Raw genomic sequence first — 20,853 nt, forward strand, 5'->3', positions numbered from 1 at the left:
TAATGCATAAACATGGGTGGCGGTCAGAGCCTGCCACCCATTCCCGCATGGGATAGATTCAGCACAGCAAAGCGGCCGGACAGCAGGTTGCTCTCGTAAATCAGATTGACAGTGGATACTACACAAGCCTCAAAGGTCCGCTTCTGGCCGCTCTCTGCCGATCATTCTTCCAAACCATTCCGGTCAAATTCGCTGCAATCGGTGTTCAGAACGAATGCAACGGATGATCGAGTGCACTGCACTTCTGCACTGAGCGGCTTGTACCTATCCGTCCTGCAACCCCTGCAGCAACTCCAGGGCCTTGTCGAACTCGAACAGCTCGACCTGCTGCGCCACCTGGTTCAGCAGCGCCGCTTCCGCGGAACCGGGCACCATGGCCTGCAGTGCTTTCAGGCTGTCCACGGCGACCATGTCGCATTCGTCCAGCAACCGCTTCAACTCGGCGAGACGGGCGCCGAACTGCGGATGCGAACGCAGCGTGACGGTCGTCAGCTCGGCGGTGGGGCTCGGAGGGAGTAGTCCGGCCAGTGCATCCAGCACAGGTCCCAGGCACTGCTCGACCTCGGTGAGACAGGCCTGGATCCGCTCAGCGGCCTCGCCGGAGAGACACGCCTGCTCCAAGGTGCCGGCGGCCTGCGCCACCTTCTTCGCACCAATATTGCCGGCGGTACCGCGCAAGCTATGGGCCTGCCGCGCCGCCGCCGTGGGATCGTCGCTGGCACGGGCCGCCTGGAACTCTTCCGCAAAGCGCGACTGACTGGCATGAAACTTACGCAGCAAGCGCAGGTAAAGGTCGCGGTTGCCCATGCAGGTCGCAAGCCCCGCCTCCATGTCGATGCCCGCCAGGCTCTCGGGCAACCCCGTCGCCGGTGCGGCCGGCAGAGCATTCGCCAGCGGCGCCGCTGGCTTGCGGCCGGCTCCCGGCTTGATCCACCTGGCCAGCGTGGCGAACATGTCGGTCACGTTCAGCGGCTTGGAAATATGGTCGTTCATGCCGCATGCCAGCGCCTGCTCGCGATCGCCAGCCATGGCATTGGCAGTCATCGCGATCACCGGCATTTCGGCGAATCGGGGTTGCTGGCGGATATGGCGCGTTGCGGTATAGCCATCCATGACCGGCATCTGGCAGTCCATCAATACGCCATCGAACTCGGCGTCCCGCTCCAGCAGGTCGAGAGCCTGTTGCCCGTCGAAGGCCTGGCAGAGTTCGATACCCACGCTCTGCAGCAGCTCGCAGGCCAGTTCCCGGTTGAGTTCGTTGTCTTCCACCAGCAGCAGGCGCGCGCCCTTCAGGCTGGCCACATCGTTGGTACTCTGCCCGAAGCGTTCACTGGCGCGGGTTCCGGCGTGCGGCACCTTGCCGAGCACGGTGCCCAGAGCCTCCAGCAAGGTCGAGGGCGTCACCGGCTTGGTCAGCACCACGGGCAGGTGCACATTCTGACGCTCAGCCTGTTCGCGCACATCCTCCCGGCCAAAGGCCGTCACCATGATGACCGATGGCGTGTGCGTCAGGTTTACCTCGCGCATTCGCCGTACCGTCTCCACGCCGTCCATGCCAGGCATGCGCCAATCCATCAGCACCAGGTCGTAGGGCATCTCCCGCTGTTCGGCCTCCACCAGCATCCGCAAGGCGAGGCCGCCGCTGTCCGCCACGTCCACCTCCACGCCATACCCGCTGGCCATGGTGGAGAGGATTTCGCGGGCGCTGGCATTGTCGTCCACCACCAGTACCCGCGTGCCGAGCAGTTCATCGGCGGTGAACATGCGCCGAGGCTGCGCCTCGCCCTGCAGCGCCAGGCTCAGGCTGAAGTGGAAGGTCGAGCCCTGGCCGGGTTCGCTTTCCACCCAGATGCGCCCACCCATCCGCTCCACCAGGTGCTTGGAAATAGCCAGGCCCAACCCGGTCCCGCCGTACTTGCGGGTGGTGGAGCTGTCGGCCTGGCTGAAGGACTGGAACATCCGCTTGCACTGTTCCCGGGTCATGCCGATGCCGGTGTCCTTCACCCAGAAATGCAGCTCCACCTGCTTGTCGTCGCCTCCGGTGCGCTCCATGCCCACCACGATCTCGCCGCGCTCGGTGAACTTTGCGGCGTTGTTGCCCAGGTTGATCAGTATCTGCCCCAAGCGCAGCGGGTCGCCCAGCAGCGCGGTCGGCAGGTTGGGCTGGATGTTGTAGAGCAGCTCCAGGCCCTTGTCCTCCACTTTCAGGCCGACCATGCCGGCGAAGCTCTCCAGTACGTCCTCCAGGTAGAAGGGAATGACCTCGATCTCCATCTTGCCGGCTTCGATCTTGGAGAAGTCGAGGATGTCATTGATGATGCCCAGCAGGTTTTCCGCCGAGCGATGCACCTTCTCGATGTAGTTGCGCTGCCGTGCATCCAGTTCCGTACGCAGGGCCAGGTGGCTCATGCCGATGATGGCATTCATCGGTGTGCGGATTTCGTGGCTCATGTTGGCCAGGAAATCACTCTTGGCGCGGGTCGCCTCCTCGGCCATCGCGCGGGCCTTGACCAGCTCCGTCACGTCGATGTTCACCCCGGTCGCGCGCAACGGGGTACCGTCAGGCGCCCGGGTGAAGCGACTCAGCGACCTGAAGGTGCGCACTTCACCGTCGTTCTGCCGGACGATACGGAAGTCGCACTCATAGCGATCGGCCCCGCTGGCGGCCGCCTCCGCATAGGCCCGATCGACCGCTTCGGCATCATCGGGATGCAGCAACGCCTTCCACGCCGCCATCGTTCCACCGAAACCGCCGGGTTCGAGCCCGAACATCTTCTCCAGCTGGGGCGTCCAGTAATCCGTGTCATTCACGAAGTCGACGTCGAACAGGCCGATGTCGCCGGCCTCCTGGGCCAGGCTCAGGCGATCGCTGGCGGTACGCAGCTTGCTCTCCATCGCCCGGCGGTCGCTGACATCACGCACCGAGGCGCACACGCAGGTACCGCGCCCTTCCAGGGCCGGCAGGTGCGAAAGGCCGATTTCCACGGAGAAGAAGCTGCCGTCCTTGCGCATACCCTGCAGGTTCTCCAGGGAGCCGCCCATCTGCCGGGTCCCGCCATGGCCGATGAAACCGTTGCGCAGTGCCACATGGCGCCCTCGCACGGCGGGCGGCACGAGGCACTCGATGGACTCGCCGATCAGCTCGCCGGGCGCATAGCCGAACAGGCTGTCCAGCTGCGGGTTGGTCATCAGGATGCGACCGCCCGCGTCGATCACCAGCATGCCGTCCGGCGACGCTTCGATGATGCCCCGGTACCAGGCCTCGGTGGAGCGCAGGGCACCCTGCTGAGCCTCCAGCTCTTGCGCCTGGCGCTCCAGCTGCAGCGCCTGGGCGCCCATTTCGTCGGCCTGCCGGCGTGTCTCCTCCAGCAGTTCCTGCACCGCCAGATTGCGCTCCAGCAGCGCCATGGCGCCGGCCAGTCTGGGCAGCGTTTCATGCAGCAGGGCCATTTCGCGCTCGCCCAGGGGCCGGACCCCGGCCAATTCGAGCACGCCGTGCAACCGGTTGCCGCGCTGAATCGGCTGCAGCAGCCGATAACTGGCAGGCAGTTCGCCCAACTCGGACTGCAGCCGGCCGAACTCCGGCGGCACGCCATCGAACTGGCGCGGCACACCGTCGAGCCCGCACTGCCCAACCAGGCCGGAGCCCAGCGCCACCACCGGCTTGGGCGGATACTCCGGATCGATGGCGTAGCTGCTCATGAGCTCCAGATGATCGCTGCCCTGGCGCAGACCGTAGACCACTCCCTGGCAGATGCCGAGCATGCCGGCCATATGCCGGAGGAAGCTCTGGGCCAGTTCATCCGGTGCAGTCGCCTGGGGCAGGTCAGCCTGCAATTGCGCCGTCTGCGCCTGGATCCAGCGTTGACGCTCCAGTTGCTGGGCCTTGGTCTGCAAGGTGGCAATGGCGCGCGCCATGTCGCCGGTCTCGTTCTGCAGGTCGGTATGCGGGATAGGCTGGTCGAGCTGCCCCGTCGCCAACTGGTCGACTGCGACACGCACGCGGTTGAGCGGCTGCCGGATCGAACGGCTCATCAACCCGGAGAACAGCAGCGCCAGCGCCAGCCCGCCCAGCAGCAGGATATAGGTCAGCGTGGTGCTGGCCTGGGCGTAATCGGCGATCTGCTTGGCCGTGTCATGGATGAAGTTCTCCTTGACCTGGGCCATGCGGTTGAGCACTTCGTCGGCCCGTTGATTCAGGCTCTGGAAATCATTGCTGCTGAGCTGCGCCAAGGCCTGGCCCTGATACCCCCTGCCTGCCAGGTCCAGCGCTTCCTCGCCGCCGCGCCGAATGCGATCCACCAGTACTTCCAGCTCGGCCATCAGCACATGGCTCTGCGGAAGGCGCAGGACCGGTTTCGCCAGGGCCAGGGACTCCTGCAAGCGCCGCTGGGCATTATTCATCTGCTCCAGGGCATTGACGCGGACTTCTGCGCTGCTGGTACCCACGGCAAGCTGCTGCTCCAGGACCAGGCGTGGCAACAGGGCACGCGCCTCCTGAAGATGGGCCGCGCCGACCAGGTCTTCCTGATACAGCTTCTCCATGTCGCGCTTCAACAACGCCTGGGTACGGAGGCTTTGCACACCCAGCAGCAGGATCAGCACGAGCAGCGCGACCAGCCCCAGAATCAGTTTGCTGCGCAGCGACAGACGCTCAAGTAGAGCGGAGATCTTGTTCATGGCAACTCCCTATTGCCGAAACTGGACGGGCCACGCCGAGGCTCACGGTTCCTGCGCGATGAACGCCAGGGCAGCGACTTGCCTGGCCATGTCCTGGTCGCTATCGGCGTAACGTGCGGCAATCGCCTGGAATTGCTCATGGTTGCCCAGGAACGCGTCGCAGATATCCGGATCGAAGTGCGCGCCACGTCCCTGGCGGATGATCTCCAGCGCCTGCTCGTGAGTCATGCCGGCCTTGTACACGCGCCGGCTGATCAGCGCGTCATAGACATCCGCCACCGCCATCAGGCGGGCGCTGATAGGGATATCGTCAGCCGCCAGCCCCTCGGGATAACCGCTGCCGTCCCACTTTTCCTGGTGACTGTAGGCGATTTCCTTGGCCAGACGCAGGAACCCCACGGAAACGCCCAGCTGGTCCTCGGCATGCTGGATGGCGTCGCGCCCCAGGGTGGTGTGGGTTTTCATGATCTCGAACTCTTCCGGCGTCAGGCGACCCGGCTTGAGCAGGATGTAATCGGGAATGCCGATCTTGCCGATGTCGTGCATCGGCGCCGACTTGAACAGCAGGCGAATGGTCTCGTCATTGAGGAAATGCCGGAAGCGCGGATGCTCACGCAGGATTTCGGCCAGCAGCTTCACGTAGTGCTGGGTTCGACGGATATGGTTTCCGGTCTCGTTGTCGCGGGTTTCGGCCAGCGAGGTCATGGCCTGGATGGTCACGTCCTGGATGGCCATGACCTCGGCGGTACGACGCTGCACCTCCTGCTCCAGGTACTCCTTCTGGTCACGCAGGAAGTCGGCAGCGGCCTTGATCTTCAGCTGGGTTTCCACCCGCGCCAGCACGATAGGCGGATTGATCGGCTTGGTGATGTAGTCCACCGCGCCCATCTGCAGCCCGCGGACCTCGTCCTCCATGGCCGCCATGGCGGTGAGAAAGATGATGGGAATGTCGGCGGTACGCGGGTTGCTCTTGAGCTTTTCCGCCACCTGATGGCCGGAAAGATCCGGCATCATGATGTCGAGCAGGATCAGGTCCGGCAGCGAGTCGCCCTGCAACAGGCGAAGCGCCTTCTCGCCGCTGTTGGCAACCTTGACCCGATAGGCATCCTTCAACAGCTCAGCCATGAGCATCAGGTTTTCTGGCGTATCGTCGACCACCAGAACGGTCGCGGGTTTATAAATTTCCTGCGTATTGCCCATGGTCACGTTCCTTTTGCCAGCCAAAGAGCGGTACGGACATCCACCGCTCGGTTATAGCCGAGATTAGATGATCCCTAATCCGGCGCACGCCGCCGCACAACCCTGACGACCTGATCGCCCCGCTCCCCGCCGGAAACCACACGTGCGATTGAGCGGACAGGCAGAGGAAATCCCGATTTCCGACCGTCCGGCGGACGACCTGAACATCAGCCGAAGCAATTGTCATGCACCGCTTGCCAAGGGCTCAGATCCCGCCGCCGAAGCGATACTGCCAGGCGATCCCGACAACGTCGTATTCGCTGCCGGTGCGGCTATAGGCGCCATTGCTCGCATACAGCTTCAGCGAATGTTGTCGGCTCAATGGCAGCGCGAGGGTGGCGCCATAGCGCGTGTTTTCCTGGAAGTCATGGTTGCCGACACCATTGATCGACGTACTTCCGCCCTCGAAGTAGGTCGCATCCAGTGCCGCCCATATGCCATTGGCAAAGGCATAGATCAGATGGCTCTGCATCTGATAGATCGGATTCTGGGAAAGCACCCGGTGGCCGTAGAACTCGTCATTGTCGGTGAAAAAGGTGGCCGCGCCGGACAACTCCAGGGTCACGGCACCCAGGCGCTTGGAAATGCCCAGTTCCGGCTTGAACGACCAGCGATTGTTGCCGAGATTGATCAGCCTGCTCGAATCGTATTGGCCGAGCGGCGGCGTGACCGCGAAGCTGGCGCCGATGATGACGTCCTGCTGGTAGCTGGGAAATTCGGCCATTGAAAGTGCCGGAGCACCGTAGAGATTGACCGAGAAGCGCAGTCTCGGGTCGATCAGGCCGCTGACATCGCGCTCGCGGGGCTCGCCAGCGACTCGCGCAGAACCCTTCAGGTGAGCCTCCGGCACCACGATATCGAACTTTCCGGAGCGGCCCCACACGTCCAGGGATCGGGAAAAGGCGAAGACGGACGTCTTGATGTTGAGCTTGGCGTCCTGCAACTGGGTAGAGGGATTGGCAGTCACGCTGCCATCCATGTCGCTGTACCCCAGGATCAGGAAGTTCATCCCGACCGGTGTATTGGAATAGGTCCGGGGTTCGAGATCCTCTGCGACGGCATGGGAGCCGAAGGCAACCAGCGATGCTGACAGCAGACGAACGAACCCGATGGCATGGCGTTCGCTCCAGCAATATCCCTTCAGTTTGATCACGCAACGTCGTCCTTTCGCTCGCCCGGACCGCTAGATTACCGGCACTTTGCCAGCTCAGGAATGGGCCAGCCGACCGACACCCCGTGCAGACTGCCGAAGGCAGGCGCGTGCAGCTTCCCGGCGCTTCGAGCATCCCTGTCAATCGGCAGCGACCTGAGCCATCGGCAATCGCGCTCGCGTGCATGCATTTCATCCTGTACTGAACCCAATGCACTTCACGCGGCTTGATGAACATTTACCATAGCCACCCGCACTCACCTGCGCCCTTGCATGGGCAGGAAATCGACTCATCATGACCGTCCCCACCTTCCGCATGGCCGTCCCGGCCGATACCGCGCGTTGCTACCAGATCGAGATCTCCGCCTATGAAGGCGATGAAGCGGCGACCGAGGCGAAGATCGCCACGCGCATCGCCCAATACCCGCAAGGCTTCCTGATCATGGAACTGGACGGCGAAGTGATCGGCTTCATCAACAGCGGCTGCGCCCATGACGTAGTGATGTCCGACGAGGCGTTCAAAGAGCTGGTCGGCCATGACCCTGACGCGCCCAACGCAGTGATCATGTCGGTGGTCATCGACCCCGCCCACCAGGGCAAGGGCTATGCCTCACTGATGATGCGCACCTTCATCGAACGCATGAGGGGCATGCACAAACGGACCATTCACCTGATGTGCAAGGATCGCCACGTCGATCTCTATCGCCATTACGGCTACGAGTACGTGCGCCCGTCGGCTTCGGACCACGGCGGCATGGCGTGGCACGAGATGGTGATGACGCTATAGGGCGCGGCCCCATTCGTGCATTTGCATGAACGACAGCGGCCCACCCCGGGAATGCACGACAGATAGCGCCGGGCCTCTATCACACCCGGCGCGAGAAGCCCCCGCCAGCGTTCAGCGCATCGCCTCCACCGCACGCGCCCAGGCCTGCAGGGCATCGCGTGCGGCCAGGGCGATGTCCTCGTCGCTGCGGCCGCTGAATTGCCGCTCGACCGCATCCGCCGCGATCAGTCCGGCCACCGTGGGCTTGCCCACCGCATCGGTCAGGTCCAGCCATTCGACCCAGCTTGGCGGCGTGTCGTACCAGCGCAAGTAGCCCGTGGGTGACCGCGGCCACCAGCGTTCCTCAAACTGCAGCACCACCTTCTCCAATGTGCCCATGCCCAGGTGGGCCAGGGCGTCCTGCTGGGGCTGCGGCAACGCCGGGACGAACGCCAGGGTCTTGAGCACACCCAGCGGCACGCTGCAGATGCAGAAATCACCGCGCTCGTCGTTCACCCGGACTCCACCTTCCTGCCAGTCGATCCGCGCGACCGGTTGCCCCAACCGGATGTCGAGCCCGGCTGCCAGGTGGTCGATGAGCTGGCGGTAGCCGCCGGGCAGGAAATGGTCGTTGGCGCCGACGCCCTCCTCGTCCAGCGAGTCCACCGACAGCTCCTCCAGTGGCCGGCAAGCCTCGATGATCAGGTTGCCATCGATGGCGTAACGCGTCGCCCGCGCCTCAGCCGGCGCAAGAGTAGCCAGGTAGCGTGCCACGCCCTCGGCCAGCGGCAGGCGCCGATCGATGCCCCGGCGCAGCGCCTCCCAGGCGGCATCGATGCCATCGACCGGGCCGTCGCTGGCAGCGGCCAGCGGCTGGCCGAAGTCGGTCGCCACCAGGCGCACCCCGAGGCGCTCTGCCTCGCGGGCCAGGGCGTTGTCGTCGAACTGCTGCAGCCAGGCGGCGCCGACATCCACCGTCACCGCCCCCAGTTGCAGGCTATGCGTGCGGCCTCCAATGCGCTCCCGGGCTTCGAGCACGACGCAGTCGATACCTTGTGCCCGCAGATGGCGCGCGGCGCCCAGGCCCGCGCAACCCGCGCCGATCACGATGACCCGCCGGGCGCAGGCACGAACGGCCAGCTTCGCGGCGCGAATACCGTCGTCCCAGGCACCGTGCACCATGGCCGGCGCCCTGGGGTTGCAGGCCTCGCCCGCGATGACCAGACGGCCCCCCAGACACTCGCCCAGGGTCGCGCGATGTGCGGGCGTACCTCCGGGCAGCAGCGTGCTGTAGGCGCCCCGGCAATAGCTGTCGAGGCTCCAGTGGGTGACGTGCCAGGCGGTGGGGCGATGCACGGGCGATTCCTTTTCAGGGTGCAGGTTGCTCATGGACGAGACCTTCCTTGGGTTCTGGTTATTACGATGGCGCTCAGTTGCCCGCCGAGACGCCGCGATCGATCGCCAGGTCCGCACCGGTGATCGAGCGCGCGGAAGGCTGGCAGAGGAAGTGCACCAGCTCGGCCACTTCCGCCGGCTGGATGAACGCGGCCCGCTCGCCCTGGGGGTATTTGGCGAGCAGCTCGCGGTAGTAACCCTCAGGGTCGCCGCCACCGTAGCGCTCGGCCTGGAAGCGCAGCATGGGCGTCTCGATGTCGCCCGGCGAGACCGTGTTGCAGCGCACGCCGAAAGGCGCGAGGTCCAGTGCCAGGGTCTTGCTCAGCAAGGTCACCCCGCCCTTGCTCGCGCAGTACGCGGCGGCGTTTCGGTTGCCCTGGCGCCCGGCATCGCTGGAGATGTTGACGATCGCTCCCTCGGTTTCCTTGAGGTGAGGAATCGCCGCCGAACACATGAAGAAGGTGCCCTTGAGGTTGACGTCGAGCACGATGTCGAAGTCCTCTTCGCTGCACGCCTCGACCGGCCCCTCGCGCCAGACGCCGGCGGCGTTGACCAGCGCATCGATGCGCCCGGTCGCCTGCATCGCATCGGCCACTATGCGCCGGCAATCGCTGGGCTGGCGGATGTCGCCCGCACTGCTGCCCGCCAGGCCTTCAGCTTCCGCCAGGCGCCGCAACGCCTCGTCGCCCAGGTCGGTGGCGAATACCTGCCACCCGGAGGCGGCGAAGCGTTGGACTAGCGCCTGCCCCACTCCGCCGCACGCACCGGTTATCAGAACCACTGGCTTGTTCATGGCTGTCTTCCTTCGTGGCCTCACGGCGCCTTGTTCTCGACCAGGCAGTTGCCCCCGTCGACCACCAGCACCTCACCGGTCACATAGCTCGACTCCGGCGACGCCAGGAAGGCCACCGCGGCGGCCACCTCCTCCGGTCGCCCCGCCCGGCCGACCGGCGTGTAGCCCGCGGCGATGGCTTCCTCTTCGGTGGAGGACCCGGTGGCGATCCACCCCGGCGCCACGCTGTTCACGGTGATGCCATGGCGGGCAACTTCCAGGGCCAGCCCCATGTTCATGCCGACCATTCCGGCCTTGGCCGCACTGTAGGCGGCCTCGCCGGGGTTGCTGCCACGGGTCCCGGTGGTGGAGCTGATCTGCACCACCCGCCCGTAGCCGCGCGCCTTCATGCCGCGCAGCACACCACGGGTGAGCAGGAAGGCCGTGGTCAGGTTGCGCGACAGCGACAGGTTCCATGCCGCCAGGTCGGTGTCGACCACATCGGCGAAGGGCTCCGGGCTGCCCTGCATGGCCATGCCGGCGTTATTGACCAGGATGTCGATGCGCCCCCAGAGCGCTTCGGCCCATTCCACCAGGGCGTTTACCTGGGCCTCGTCGGTGAGGTCCGCCGTGCGTCCTTCGACCTCGAAACCCTCGGCGCGCAGTTCTTCCACCCGCTCGAACAGACGCGGACTGCTGGCGGTGACGATGAGCTTCACGCCGTTTCGGCCGAACCGCCGCGCGATCGCCATGCCAATCCCCTGTTCGCTGCCGGCGCCGCTGATCAACGCGACCTGGCCCTGCCATTGTGCATTGGGCATTTCTGTCTCCTTTCGTTCCGCAGATGCTGTTGCGAGCCAAGGTAAGCCCGTACTGGAGATCGAAAAAGACGATTACCATCAGTTATTCTGACAACCAGCCAGGCCCATTCGAAAATTTCAGCGGAATCAGCCCCTGAACACCGGCCCCGGCGAAGACCGTCATCAGGATTATTGAAAACCATGGCCTTCTCCAGCGACTCGCTCGCGATCTTCCTCGCCGTACTCGACAGCGGCTCCTTCTCCGCCGCCGCACGCAAGCTCGGCCGCGTGCCGTCCGCCGTCAGCATGGCGGTGGCGCAACTGGAGGCGGAGCTGGACCTCACGCTGTTCGACCGCAGCACGCGCAAGGCCCTGCCCACCACCGCCGCACTCGCGCTGGAGCCCCAGGCGCGGCAGGTGATCTGCCAGCTGAACCTGCTGGATGCCCAGGCGTTGCAGCTGCACAAGGGACTCGAACAACGGTTGAGCCTCGCGATAGCGCCGGAACTGCAAACCGGTCGCTGGGGCGAGCCGCTGGCGATTCTTGCCGAGGAATTCCCCGGCCTTGAGATCGAGGTCCGCTCGGCCACCCAGGCCGAAGCGGTACGCATGCTCCACGAGGGCGCCGTGCAACTGGCCCTGGTGTTCGAGCGCCCCGGCATCGACGAGCGCGAATCCTTCCTCGAAGCAGGCAGCCAGTTGCTGGTCGCGGTGGCCTCGCCGCAACACCCCGTCGCCCGGCACGACGACGTGCCGCTGCGCGAGGAGCAGCTCGCGGAGCAGCGGCAGATCATCGTCGCCTCGGGCAAGCCCACTGGGTCCGACCCGCGCATGGTGCTGTCGCGGCGCATCTGGCTGACCGACAGCTACCTGGCCACCCTCGAGTTCATCCAGTCCGGCCTTGGCTGGGCCTACCTGCCACAACCCCTGGTGCAGCCCCTGCTGGCCTCGGGCGCGGTCACGGAAGTGCGCTTCGACAACATGGCCAGCCGCCTGCGGCTCTGGGTCGACGTCATCTGGATCAAGTCCCGTCCGCTCGGCCTGGGTGCCCGACGCTACCTTGAGCTGATGCGCCAGGTGTTCAAGGACGAGCCACCCCGATCCTGAGCTCCATCGCATCGCTGCGCGTAGAAAATCCGCCCCATCTGGCCAGCGCCGTAGAAAAAGTGCGAAGATCGCCCAAAATCGTTAACACGAGTAACCGTATGACCAAGAAAAGCGCTGCTCCCGATGACGAGGTCCAGGAGGCCGCCAGCCCGGACCTGAGTTCGCCCCTGGACAACTACGTCGGCTACGCCCTGCGCAGGGCCCAGCTGTCGGTGTTCCAGCACCTGGTGAACGAACTGGCCAAGTTCGACCTGCGCCCGGCGCAGTTCACCGCCCTGGCAATCATCGAGAGCAATCCCGGCCTGATGCAGGCTGACCTCGCCCGCGCCCTGAGCGTCGAGCCGCCGCAACTGGTGCCGCTGCTGAACAAGCTGGAGACCCGTGCCCTCGCGGTGCGCGTGCGCTGCAAGCCGGACAAGCGCTCCTACGGCATCTTCCTCAGCAAGGCCGGCGAAACCCTGCTCAAGCAGCTCAAGGACGTCGCCCTGCAGAGCGACCTCGCCGCCACCGCCGGCCTCTCCGACGCCGAACGCGAACAACTGCTCGGCCTGCTGCAGAAGATCCACTCCCCCGCGTAATCCCCTCCTCGCTCGCCCTCCCATTTTCCGATCGCGCCTCGTCCACCGCCCTCCGGCGGTGGACGGCCGTGCCGTTGACGAATGCGTCCAAGCCTCCTAGCATCGCAAACTAGTTAATTGAATTAACTAGTTTGCGATCAACAACAACTACAAGAGCGCTATCGGCATGAACGACATCACTCCCGCCCCGGCGGCGCAGCGAACCGCTTCCACTCGCCTCACCATCCTGCTGTGCTTCATCGTCGCCCTGCTGGAGGGCGTCGACATCCAGTCCTCGGGCATCGCCGGGCCGGGGATCGCCGCACATTTCGGCCTGGACAAGGTCCAGCTCGGCTGGGTGTTCAGCGCCAGCATCGTCGGCCTGCTGCCCGGCGCCTTCCTCGGCGGCCTGCTGGCGGACCGCATCGGCCGCAAGCGCGTGCTGACTGCGGCGGTGGCGCTGTTCGGTCTGTTCTCCCTCGCCACTACCCAGAGCTGGAACCTCGACAGCCTGCTGGCGGCGCGCTTCATGACCGGCCTGGGACTGGGCGCCGCGCTGCCCAACCTGATCGCCCTGACCTCCGAGTCCGCTGGCAGCGCCCGCCGCGCCACCGCGGTCAGCCTGATGTACTGCGGGGTGCCGCTGGGCGGCGCGTTGGCCTCCCTGGCCGGCATGTCGGCCGGCGCCGAACACTGGCAACTGGTGTTCCACATCGGCGGCTGGGCGCCGCTGCTGGTGGCGCCGCTGCTCTACCTGCGCCTGCCGGAGTCCCGGGCCTATCAGCGCCCGGCCGGCGACGGCCAGCGCATCGGCGTGTACCAGGGGCTGTTCCGCTCCGGCCAGGCGCTGCCGACCCTGCTGCTGTGGCTGAGCTGCTTCTTCACCCTGATGGTGGTGTACATGCTGCTCAACTGGCTGCCGTCGCTGCTCATGGGCCAGGGCTTCAGCCGCATCCAGGCCGGCAGCGTGCAACTGCTGCTGAACCTGGGCATGGCGCTGGGCTCGGTGCTGGCCGGCGTGCTGCTCGACCGCTGGCGGCCGACGCTGCTGGTGGCGCTGATCTACACCGGCATCCTGCTCGCCCTGGCGGGCCTGGGCTCCCTCGACGGTTTCACCAGCATGCTGCTGGTGGGCTTCGCCGCCGGCTTCTTCGTGCTCGCCGCGCAGCTGGTGCTCTATGCCCTGGCGCCGCAGTTCTACCCGGCGGGCATCCGCGCCACCGGGGTCGGCTCGGCGGTCGCCGTGGGCCGCCTGGGCTCCATTGGCGGGCCGCTGCTCGCCGGGCAGATGCTGGCTTCCGGCGCCGGCGCCTCGGGCCTGATGACCGTTGCCGCGCCCGGCATCGTGGTAGCCGCCGCCGGGATCATCCTCCTGCTGCGGCACCGTCCGGCCAACCAGAACGACTGACCTGCCCCCTTTCCCCGGCGCGGCCTGGCGCTGCGCCACCGATCCACTCACGTAACAATCAGGAATCCAGCCAATGAACCAACCCGGACTCTTCAGCGCCTTCGACGACGCCCTGCTCGTCGAGGCCGTGCGCACCCCCTGGATCGACTACCGCGGCGCCCTCGCCCCCGTCTCGCCCACCGACCTGGGCATCTGCGCCGGCCGCGCCGTGCTTGCGCGCAGCAACGTGGACCCGGCCGGCATCGACAGCGTACTGGCCGGCAACATGGCCCAGGCCAGCTTCGATGCCTACATGCTGCCGCGCCACATCGGCCTGTATTGCGGCGTCCCGCAACAGGTTCCGGCCCTGGGCGTGCAGCGCATCTGCGGCACCGGCCTGGAGCTGCTGCGCCAGGGCGCCGAGCAACTCCAGCGCGGCCAGGCCCGCAGCGTGCTTTGCGTGGCCGCCGAATCCATGTCGCGCAATCCCATCGCCAGCTACAGCCACCGCAACGGTTTCGCCCTGGGCCAGCCGGTGGAATTCAAGGACTTCCTCTGGGAAGCGCTGCTCGACCCCGCCGTGGGCCTGAGCATGATGCAGACCGCCGAGAACCTCGCCCGCCGCTATGGCCTGCGCCGCGAAGAAGTCGACGCCTACGCCCTGCGCAGCTTCGAGCGTGCCCTGCGGGCCCAGGCCGAGGGCTGGTTCGCCGGGGAAATCCAGGAAGTGCTCGAACAGACCTTCGAGCAACCCGGCCTCGACCCGCGCCGACTGAAGCTCGCCAGCCGCCAGGCGCGCGCCGCCCAGGACAGCCATATCCGCGAAACCTCCGCCGAAGCCCTGGCGCGCCTGAACGCGCTCTACCCCGACGGCGTGCAGACCGCCGGCAACAGCTGCGCCGTGGTCGATGGCGCCGCCGCCGCGTTGCTGATGTCCGGTAATGAAGCCAAGGGCCGACCGGTGCTGGCCCATGTGCGAGCGGCATCCGCAGTCGGCGTCGATCCGGCGTACATGGGCATCGGCCCGGCCCCGGCGATCCGCCGCCTGCTCGATGGCTGCGGGCTGAGTCTGGATCAGATCGGCCACTTCGAGATCAACGAAGCCCAGGCCGCCCAGGTACTCGCCGTGCAGCGCGAACTGGAGCTGGACGACGAACGCCTGAACATCCATGGCGGCGCCATCGCCCTGGGTCACCCGCTGGCCGCCACCGGCCTGCGCCTGGCCCACACCGTGGCCCGGCAGATGGCCGCCAGCGGCCGCCGCTACGGCATCGCCTCCGCCTGCATCGGCGGCGGCCAGGGCATGGCCGTGCTGCTGGAAAACCCGCAGCCCACCGCTTTCAACTGAGACCCCATCAGGCGGCGCCCCCCGGCGCCGCTTTTCTTCCCGCCGAACTTCACGCAAAAAAAACGGGCCGCCTTGCTCTCACAAGGCGGCCCGTTTCGTTCGCTCAGGCTCAGGGCGCGGGGATCAACCGTGCGTCGTCACCCCGGTACAGACCCTCGATCAGTTCGGCACGCGAAGCCAGGATGGCGCGCTGGTTCAGCGACCCCTTGTCGGTGATCTCGCCGCGATCGATGGACGGCGCCTCATCGAGCAGCGCGGCCCAGCCGAAGAAGTTCGCATTGCCGGTCGCCTGCTGGTTGAGTTGCCCCAGCCACTCGCCGAACCAGGCACGCACCGGCGCGCTGCCCAGCACCTGGGCTTCGCTGGCGTCCTTGCCCAGGCCGGCCAGCGCACGGCACTCGGCCATGCGCGGGAACACCAGCAGCCCCAGGCTCGGACGGTTGGGCGCCAGTACCACCACATCCTGCACGTAGCGCGCACCGGCGAGCACCGCTCGGGTACGCAGCGGGCCGACGTTGACGAACACGCCGGAGGACAGCTTGAAGTCCTCGGCCAGACGGCCATCGAACATCAGGCCCAGCTGCGGGTTGGCCTCGTCGGCCAGGCGCAGGGCGTCGCCGGAACAGTAGAAGCCCTCCTCGTCGAAGACCTCGGCGTTCTGCTCGGGGTTGCGCCAGTAGCCGCGCATCAGGTTCGGCCCGCGGTAGCGCGCTTCCAGCTTGCCTTCCCAGGGCACCAGCTTGACCTCGCAACCCGGCGCCGGAAGCCCCACGTAGCCGGCCTCGGACAGCGGGCCGGTGGTGAAAGTGCAGGACGGCGCCGCCTCGGTCATGCCCAGGCCCGCCATCATGCGGATGCGTTCGCCGCAATGGGCTTCGGCCAGGCGATCGAGACGATCCCAGATATCCTGGGACAGCCCGGCGGCGGCGAAGAAGAACAGGCGGATGCGCGAGAAGAAGCTCTCCCGCAGTTGCGCGTCAGTCTCCAGCGCCCCGGCCAGTTCCTCCCAGCCGCGCGGTACGGTGAGGTAGGCGGTGGGCGAGATGTCCTTGAGGTTGCGCAGCGTTTCGGCAAAACCCTGGGGCGTCGGGCGGCCGCCGTCGATATAGAAGCTGCCGCCGTTGTACAGCACGATGCCGAGGTTGTGGCTGCCGCCGAAGGTGTGGTTCCACGGCAACCAGTCCACCAGCACCGGCGGCGACTGGGCAAACTCGGGGAAGGTCTGCAGCAGCATCTGCTGGTTGGAGCAGAGCATGCGCTGGGTGGTGGGTACGGCCTTGGGCAGCTTGGTCGAGCCGGAGGTGAAGAGGAACTTGGCGATGGTGTCGCCGTCGGTGGCGGCGAAGGCGGCGTCCGCCTCGCTGCAGTCCTCTGCCTGCAACAGCTCGGCGAAGGCGCGGCACTGACGTCCAGCTACTTCGCCACGGGTGAACAGCAGCGACACCTCGGCATCGATCACGGTTTCGATGGCACGGCGGAACGGCGTGGCCTCGGCGGCGAAGATCAGCCCCGGTTGCAGCAGCGAGACGATATGGCGCAGCTTCGCCAGGTCCTGGGAGACCAGCGAATAGGCCGGCGACACCGGGCAATAGGGAATGCCGGCGTACAGCGCGCCGAAGGCCAGTTGCAGGTGCTCCAGGTCGTTGCCCGAGAGGATCAGCAACGGGCGTTCGGGGCCGAGCCCGTAGGCCAGCAGGCTCTGGGCGATACGCCGGGTACTGTCGAGCATCTGCGCGTAGCTGATGCGGCGCCAGTCGCCGGATTCGTCGCGGGCGGCGACGAAGGTCTGCTGCGGCCGTTCGGCCGCCCACAGCTGCAGGCGTTCCAGCAGGCGTTCGGGCGCTTGCTCCAGGGCTTCGCGGGCCTGCATGTAGAGGGTGCCGTCGGCTTCGCGGCGCACGTCCACTTCGGGATGGCCGATGGCGACCGGCCGGTAGCGCGGCCAGGTATTGGAGTCGAGGTTCATGGAGTGTGCTCCATCGAGACACGCCGCCGGGCCCTTCGGCGCGGCGGCGTAAATCTTGTTCTTGTTCTGCACGGCGTCCTGCCGAGCGCTCGGATCGGTACTCAGATGGGATAGTGACGCGGCGTGGTCTGCAGGGTGACCCAGCGCAGCTGGGTGAAGTGATCGAGCGCGGCGCGGCTGCCGAAGCTACCGTAACCGCTGGCCTTGACGCCACCGAAAGGAATCTGCGCCTCGTCGTGCACGGTGGGCCCATTGATGTGGCAGATGCCCGACTCGACGCGCCGCGCCAGGTTCAGCGCGCGGGCCTGGTCGCGACTGAAGATCGCCGCCGACAAGCCGTATTCGCTGTCGTTGGCCACCCGCAGGGCCTCTTCGTCACCGTCCACGCGGATCACCGAAAGCACCGGGCCGAAGGACTCCTCGGCGTACAGGCGCATCTCCGCCGTCACGCCATCGAGCAACGCCGGCTGCATCACCGCGCCCTCGCATTCGCCGCCGCAGAGCAGGCGCGCGCCCTTCTCCACCGCATCGTCGATCAGCGCGCGAATGCGCCGGGCGGAGGCTTCGTCCACCAGGCTGCCGAGCACCGAGTCCGTCGCGGCGGGATGGCCGGCGCGCAGGGTGGCGGTCTTCTTCGCCAGGCGTTCGACGAAGGTATCGGCCACCCGCGCATCGACGATCACCCGCTCGGTGGACATGCAGATCTGCCCCTGGTTGAAGTAGCCACCGAAGGCGGCGGCCTCGACGGCGGCGTCCAGGTCGGCGTCGTCCAGCACCAGCAGCGGCGCCTTGCCGCCCAGCTCCAGCAGCGCGGGCTTCAGGTGACGGGCGCTGAGCTCGCCGATGATGCGGCCGACGCGAGTCGAGCCGGTGAAGTTGACGCGCTTGACCGCCGGGTTGGCAATCAGCCGCTCGACCAGCGCGGCGGCGTCTTCCGGGGCGTTGCTCAGCACGTTGACCACGCCATCGCCCAGGCCTGCGTCGTGCAGCACCTGGCCGATCAGCCGGTGTACCGCCGGGCAGTGCTCGGACGCCTTGAGCACCACGGTATTGCCACACGCCAAAGCCATGGCCAGGGCGCGGGTGGCAAGGATGACCGGGGCGTTCCAGGGCGCGATGCCGAGCACCACGCCGACCGCCTGGCGCATGGCCATGGACAGCGAGCCGGGCACGTCGGAGGGGATCACCTCGCCCAGCACCTGGGTGGTCATGCCAGCGGCCTCGCGCAGGATGCCGGCGGCCAGGTGCACATTGAAACCGTACCAGTTGGCCATGGCGCCGGTTTCACGAGCGCCGGCGGCGATGAACTCGGCGCTGCGCGCCTCCATCAGCCGCGCCGCTTCCAGCAGGCGCAGGCGGCGCTCGCCGGGGCCCAGCGCCGACCAGGCAGGAAATGCCGCGGCGGCGGCAGCCACGGCGGCATCGGCATCGTCGAGGGTGGCGGCGGCCGCGACACTGGCCGGCGTACCCGTCAGCGGGTCGAGCCGGGTGAAGGTGCGTCCGTTGCTGGCAGGCAAGGCCCGTCCGCCGATCAACAGCGAGACTTCGTTCATGCAGCGATTCCTCTTGTCATTGTTCTGGCCGCGGGGTCTGCGCCCCGCGGCGGCTGCCCGTCAGCGGCGGTAGGCCTGGAGACCCGGCTTGATGCTCTTGTCGTCGAGGAACTGCTTGAGCCCCTGCTCGCGGCCGTGCTCCGGGTCGCGCAGCTGGGCCTGGTCGAGCTTGGCGTAGAGGTAGTCCTCGTTCTGCTCCCAGGTCAGTTCGCGGCAGCGCTTGAAGCCGTTCTTCGCCGCGCGCAGCACCACCGGGTTCTTGTCCAGCAGGTCGGCGGCCAGTTCCAGCACGGCCTCGCGCAATTGCGCCAGCGGCACGCTGCGGTTGACCAGGCCCATCTCGGCGGCCTTGCGGCCATCGAAGGTCTTGCCGGTCATGATGTAGTACAGCGACTCGCGGTGGCCCACGGTGTCGGCCATGGCCTTGCTCACCAGGTTGCCCGGCGGGATGCCCCAGTTGATTTCGGACAGGCCGAATACCGCCTCGTCCGCGGCGATGGCCAGGTCACACGCCACCAGCGGGCTGAAGCCGCCGCCGAAGCACCAGCCGTTGACCATGGCGATGGTCGGCTTGGAGTACAGGCGCAGCAACTTCCACTGCCATTCGGAGGCGTCGCGGCGGATGCGCTCCTGGAGGATTTCCGGGCCGGCGTCCACTTCGCGGAAGTATTCCTTCAGGTCCATGCCCGCTGTCCAGGCGGAGCCGGCACCGGTCAGCACCAGCACGCGCGCGTCGGCGTCCTGCTCGACGGTTTCCAGCACGTCGCGCATTTCGCGGTTGAGCGTCGGGCTCATGGCGTTGCGCTTTTCCGGGCGGTTCAGGGTGACCCAGGCGATGCCGCCTTCCACGTCGACGGTTACGGTCTGCCAGCGGCCTTCGTACTTGTTCATGTCTCACCTTTGCTCTTGTTTTGCTCGATGAGGGAAAAGCTATCCTGCCAAATTAGTTATGTCAATTAACTATATTTGCGAAATCCACGGTCTGGAGCTGGTGCCCGACGAGCAGCGCACGCACCTCGGTCGGAATCTCACGGGACGCCAGCCGCTCGCCGTCGGAGCCGGTCCAGACGCGGATGTCGTGCCCTTCCACGGCCAGCGCACCATCGGCATGGAAGGCCCAGTGGCACAGGGTGAAGCTGCTGCGGCGCAGTTCGGCCACGTGGGTTTCGATGCGCAGGATGTCGCCGAAACTGCTGGGTTTCAGAAAGCGCGCACGGGTATCGACCATGGGCCAGCCAACGATGCCATAGCGCTCCATGGCCTTCCTCAGGGGCAGGTCGATGCTGGCGAACAGGGCGTCGGTGGCACGGTTGAAGTAAGCGAAATAGTTGGGATAGAAGACGATCCCAGCCGGGTCGCAATCGCCCCAGCTGACTTCGATCTCGATGCGATTGGGCATCATCGGCCTCGTTACATGGGTTATTAGTTAACTCAAATAACCATATGGCCGAAGCAAGGTGCCGTCAACGGCGGTTTCTGGCGTGAAGAAGCCGTGCCAGCTGGAAAGCTCAATAGGTGCGAGCCAGAACGCCGGCGTCACGCTGCGCGTGGCCGGTCGGGAGGGAAACAGGAATCGGGGCGATGAGCGAACATCGCCTGCGGCGGGGGTTGCCCGATACGCGGCGTGGCGTCAGCAGCCGGCCAATGATTTGCCGTGCCCGGCCAGCGTCGATACCCGCTCAGTCAGGCGCGGCCGCGCCCTGCCCTGCATGCAGCACGCCCCACGCCATCGGCAACGAGCCACGGCGATGCAGGCGGCTGAAACAGGAGATCAGGGCAACAGGCGGCTGATGGAGGGCACCGGTACGTAGCAGCTGGGGTAGCTGGCGTTGCAGTACACAGCACTGGCCACGGCAGCTGGCTTGGGCTGGACCAGTAGCAGGACATAGGCTGCGGAAAGCGCACAGAGAACCACAGCCAGGCAGATTTTTTTTGTTTTCATTGCCTTCACCGCCCTTGAGGGAGAACAGGGGTGGTTCGAGACTATGAAAAAGGTACGGCGTATCACCTCGTCCAAACGGACTAGGTCGCGCAGTCGCCATGCTCGCGCCGCCCGCCGGACGCAACCGATGAGGCGGCAATCGCTCTATTTCGAGCACTCGCGCCGGTCTGACAGCCCGCCAAAGCGCAGCC

The 20,853-nt window shown here is 66.3% G+C and carries 16 protein-coding genes; 5 read left to right on the top strand and 11 right to left on the bottom strand.

What is annotated here, in order from left to right; all coding sequences use genetic code 11:
- Positions 1-264: 264 nt before the first annotated feature.
- From ACQ5BL_RS26215 to ACQ5BL_RS26225, 3 genes are all read right to left on the bottom strand, one after another.
- A complete protein-coding gene (locus ACQ5BL_RS26215) occupies positions 265-4,680 on the bottom strand; it encodes a response regulator (protein WP_243807585.1) in 4,416 nt (1,471 codons plus the stop codon).
- Between the two features lie 42 nt (positions 4,681-4,722).
- The gene (locus ACQ5BL_RS26220; RefSeq protein ID WP_243807587.1) at positions 4,723-5,880 is read right to left on the bottom strand and encodes a response regulator; all 1,158 of its coding nucleotides are present in this window, start codon (positions 5,878-5,880) and stop codon (positions 4,723-4,725) included.
- A 244-nt stretch (positions 5,881-6,124) separates the two neighbouring features.
- A complete protein-coding gene (locus ACQ5BL_RS26225; RefSeq protein ID WP_243807588.1) occupies positions 6,125-7,072 on the bottom strand; it encodes a transporter in 948 nt (315 codons plus the stop codon).
- 292 nt (positions 7,073-7,364) lie between these two features.
- Here ACQ5BL_RS26225 and ACQ5BL_RS26230 point away from each other — a divergent pair, with 292 nt between their 5' ends.
- Positions 7,365-7,856, top strand: a complete 492-nt coding sequence (locus ACQ5BL_RS26230; protein WP_207886182.1) for a GNAT family N-acetyltransferase — start codon at positions 7,365-7,367, stop codon at positions 7,854-7,856.
- Between the two features lie 111 nt (positions 7,857-7,967).
- On the opposite strand, the gene ACQ5BL_RS26235 is transcribed toward ACQ5BL_RS26230, so the two are convergent.
- From ACQ5BL_RS26235 to ACQ5BL_RS26245, 3 genes are read right to left on the bottom strand one after another with little or no spacing between them, the layout of a single operon-like run.
- Positions 7,968-9,224, bottom strand: a complete 1,257-nt coding sequence (locus tag ACQ5BL_RS26235) for a flavin monoamine oxidase family protein (RefSeq protein ID WP_243807589.1) — start codon at positions 9,222-9,224, stop codon at positions 7,968-7,970.
- 40 nt (positions 9,225-9,264) lie between these two features.
- Positions 9,265-10,023, bottom strand: coding sequence for an SDR family NAD(P)-dependent oxidoreductase (locus tag ACQ5BL_RS26240; protein ID WP_243807590.1), 759 nt, complete (start codon positions 10,021-10,023; stop codon positions 9,265-9,267).
- Between the two features lie 20 nt (positions 10,024-10,043).
- Complete coding sequence (locus ACQ5BL_RS26245; protein WP_430293338.1) at positions 10,044-10,823, bottom strand: SDR family NAD(P)-dependent oxidoreductase; 780 nt, start codon at positions 10,821-10,823, stop codon at positions 10,044-10,046.
- Between the two features lie 180 nt (positions 10,824-11,003).
- Here ACQ5BL_RS26245 and ACQ5BL_RS26250 point away from each other — a divergent pair, with 180 nt between their 5' ends.
- The 4 genes from ACQ5BL_RS26250 to ACQ5BL_RS26265 all read left to right on the top strand — a co-directional run bounded on the left by ACQ5BL_RS26250 (position 11,004) and on the right by ACQ5BL_RS26265 (position 15,201).
- A complete protein-coding gene (locus ACQ5BL_RS26250) occupies positions 11,004-11,909 on the top strand; it encodes a LysR family transcriptional regulator (RefSeq protein WP_243807592.1) in 906 nt (301 codons plus the stop codon).
- 98 nt (positions 11,910-12,007) lie between these two features.
- The gene (locus ACQ5BL_RS26255; RefSeq protein WP_243807593.1) at positions 12,008-12,487 is read left to right on the top strand and encodes a MarR family winged helix-turn-helix transcriptional regulator; all 480 of its coding nucleotides are present in this window, start codon (positions 12,008-12,010) and stop codon (positions 12,485-12,487) included.
- Positions 12,488-12,653: 166 nt separating this feature from the next.
- Positions 12,654-13,874 carry a 3-(3-hydroxy-phenyl)propionate transporter MhpT gene (mhpT, locus tag ACQ5BL_RS26260; RefSeq protein ID WP_243807594.1) on the top strand — a complete coding sequence of 407 codons (1,221 nt, stop codon included), beginning with the start codon at positions 12,654-12,656 and terminating at the stop codon, positions 13,872-13,874.
- A 73-nt stretch (positions 13,875-13,947) separates the two neighbouring features.
- Positions 13,948-15,201 (top strand): thiolase family protein, encoded by a 1,254-nt coding sequence (locus tag ACQ5BL_RS26265; protein WP_243807595.1) that lies wholly within the window; start codon positions 13,948-13,950, stop codon positions 15,199-15,201.
- A gap of 109 nt (positions 15,202-15,310) precedes the next feature.
- Here the strand turns inward: ACQ5BL_RS26265 and ACQ5BL_RS26270 are convergent, their stop codons facing one another.
- The 5 genes from ACQ5BL_RS26270 to ACQ5BL_RS26290 form a co-directional block, all read right to left on the bottom strand.
- The gene (locus ACQ5BL_RS26270; protein WP_243807596.1) at positions 15,311-17,167 is read right to left on the bottom strand and encodes a feruloyl-CoA synthase; all 1,857 of its coding nucleotides are present in this window, start codon (positions 17,165-17,167) and stop codon (positions 15,311-15,313) included.
- 101 nt (positions 17,168-17,268) lie between these two features.
- Entirely contained in the window at positions 17,269-18,720 is a 1,452-nt protein-coding gene (locus ACQ5BL_RS26275) for an aldehyde dehydrogenase (RefSeq protein ID WP_243807597.1), read from the bottom strand.
- Between the two features lie 60 nt (positions 18,721-18,780).
- Complete coding sequence (locus ACQ5BL_RS26280) at positions 18,781-19,611, bottom strand: p-hydroxycinnamoyl CoA hydratase/lyase (protein ID WP_207886172.1); 831 nt, start codon at positions 19,609-19,611, stop codon at positions 18,781-18,783.
- A 61-nt stretch (positions 19,612-19,672) separates the two neighbouring features.
- Entirely contained in the window at positions 19,673-20,119 is a 447-nt protein-coding gene (locus ACQ5BL_RS26285) for an acyl-CoA thioesterase (RefSeq protein WP_430293339.1), read from the bottom strand.
- A 372-nt stretch (positions 20,120-20,491) separates the two neighbouring features.
- Entirely contained in the window at positions 20,492-20,662 is a 171-nt protein-coding gene (locus tag ACQ5BL_RS26290; RefSeq protein WP_207886170.1) for a hypothetical protein, read from the bottom strand.
- Between the last annotated feature and the right edge of the window lie 191 nt (positions 20,663-20,853).

It is taken from the genome of Pseudomonas sp. B1-22, assembly GCF_050474425.1.
GTDB lineage: Bacteria > Pseudomonadota > Gammaproteobacteria > Pseudomonadales > Pseudomonadaceae > Pseudomonas.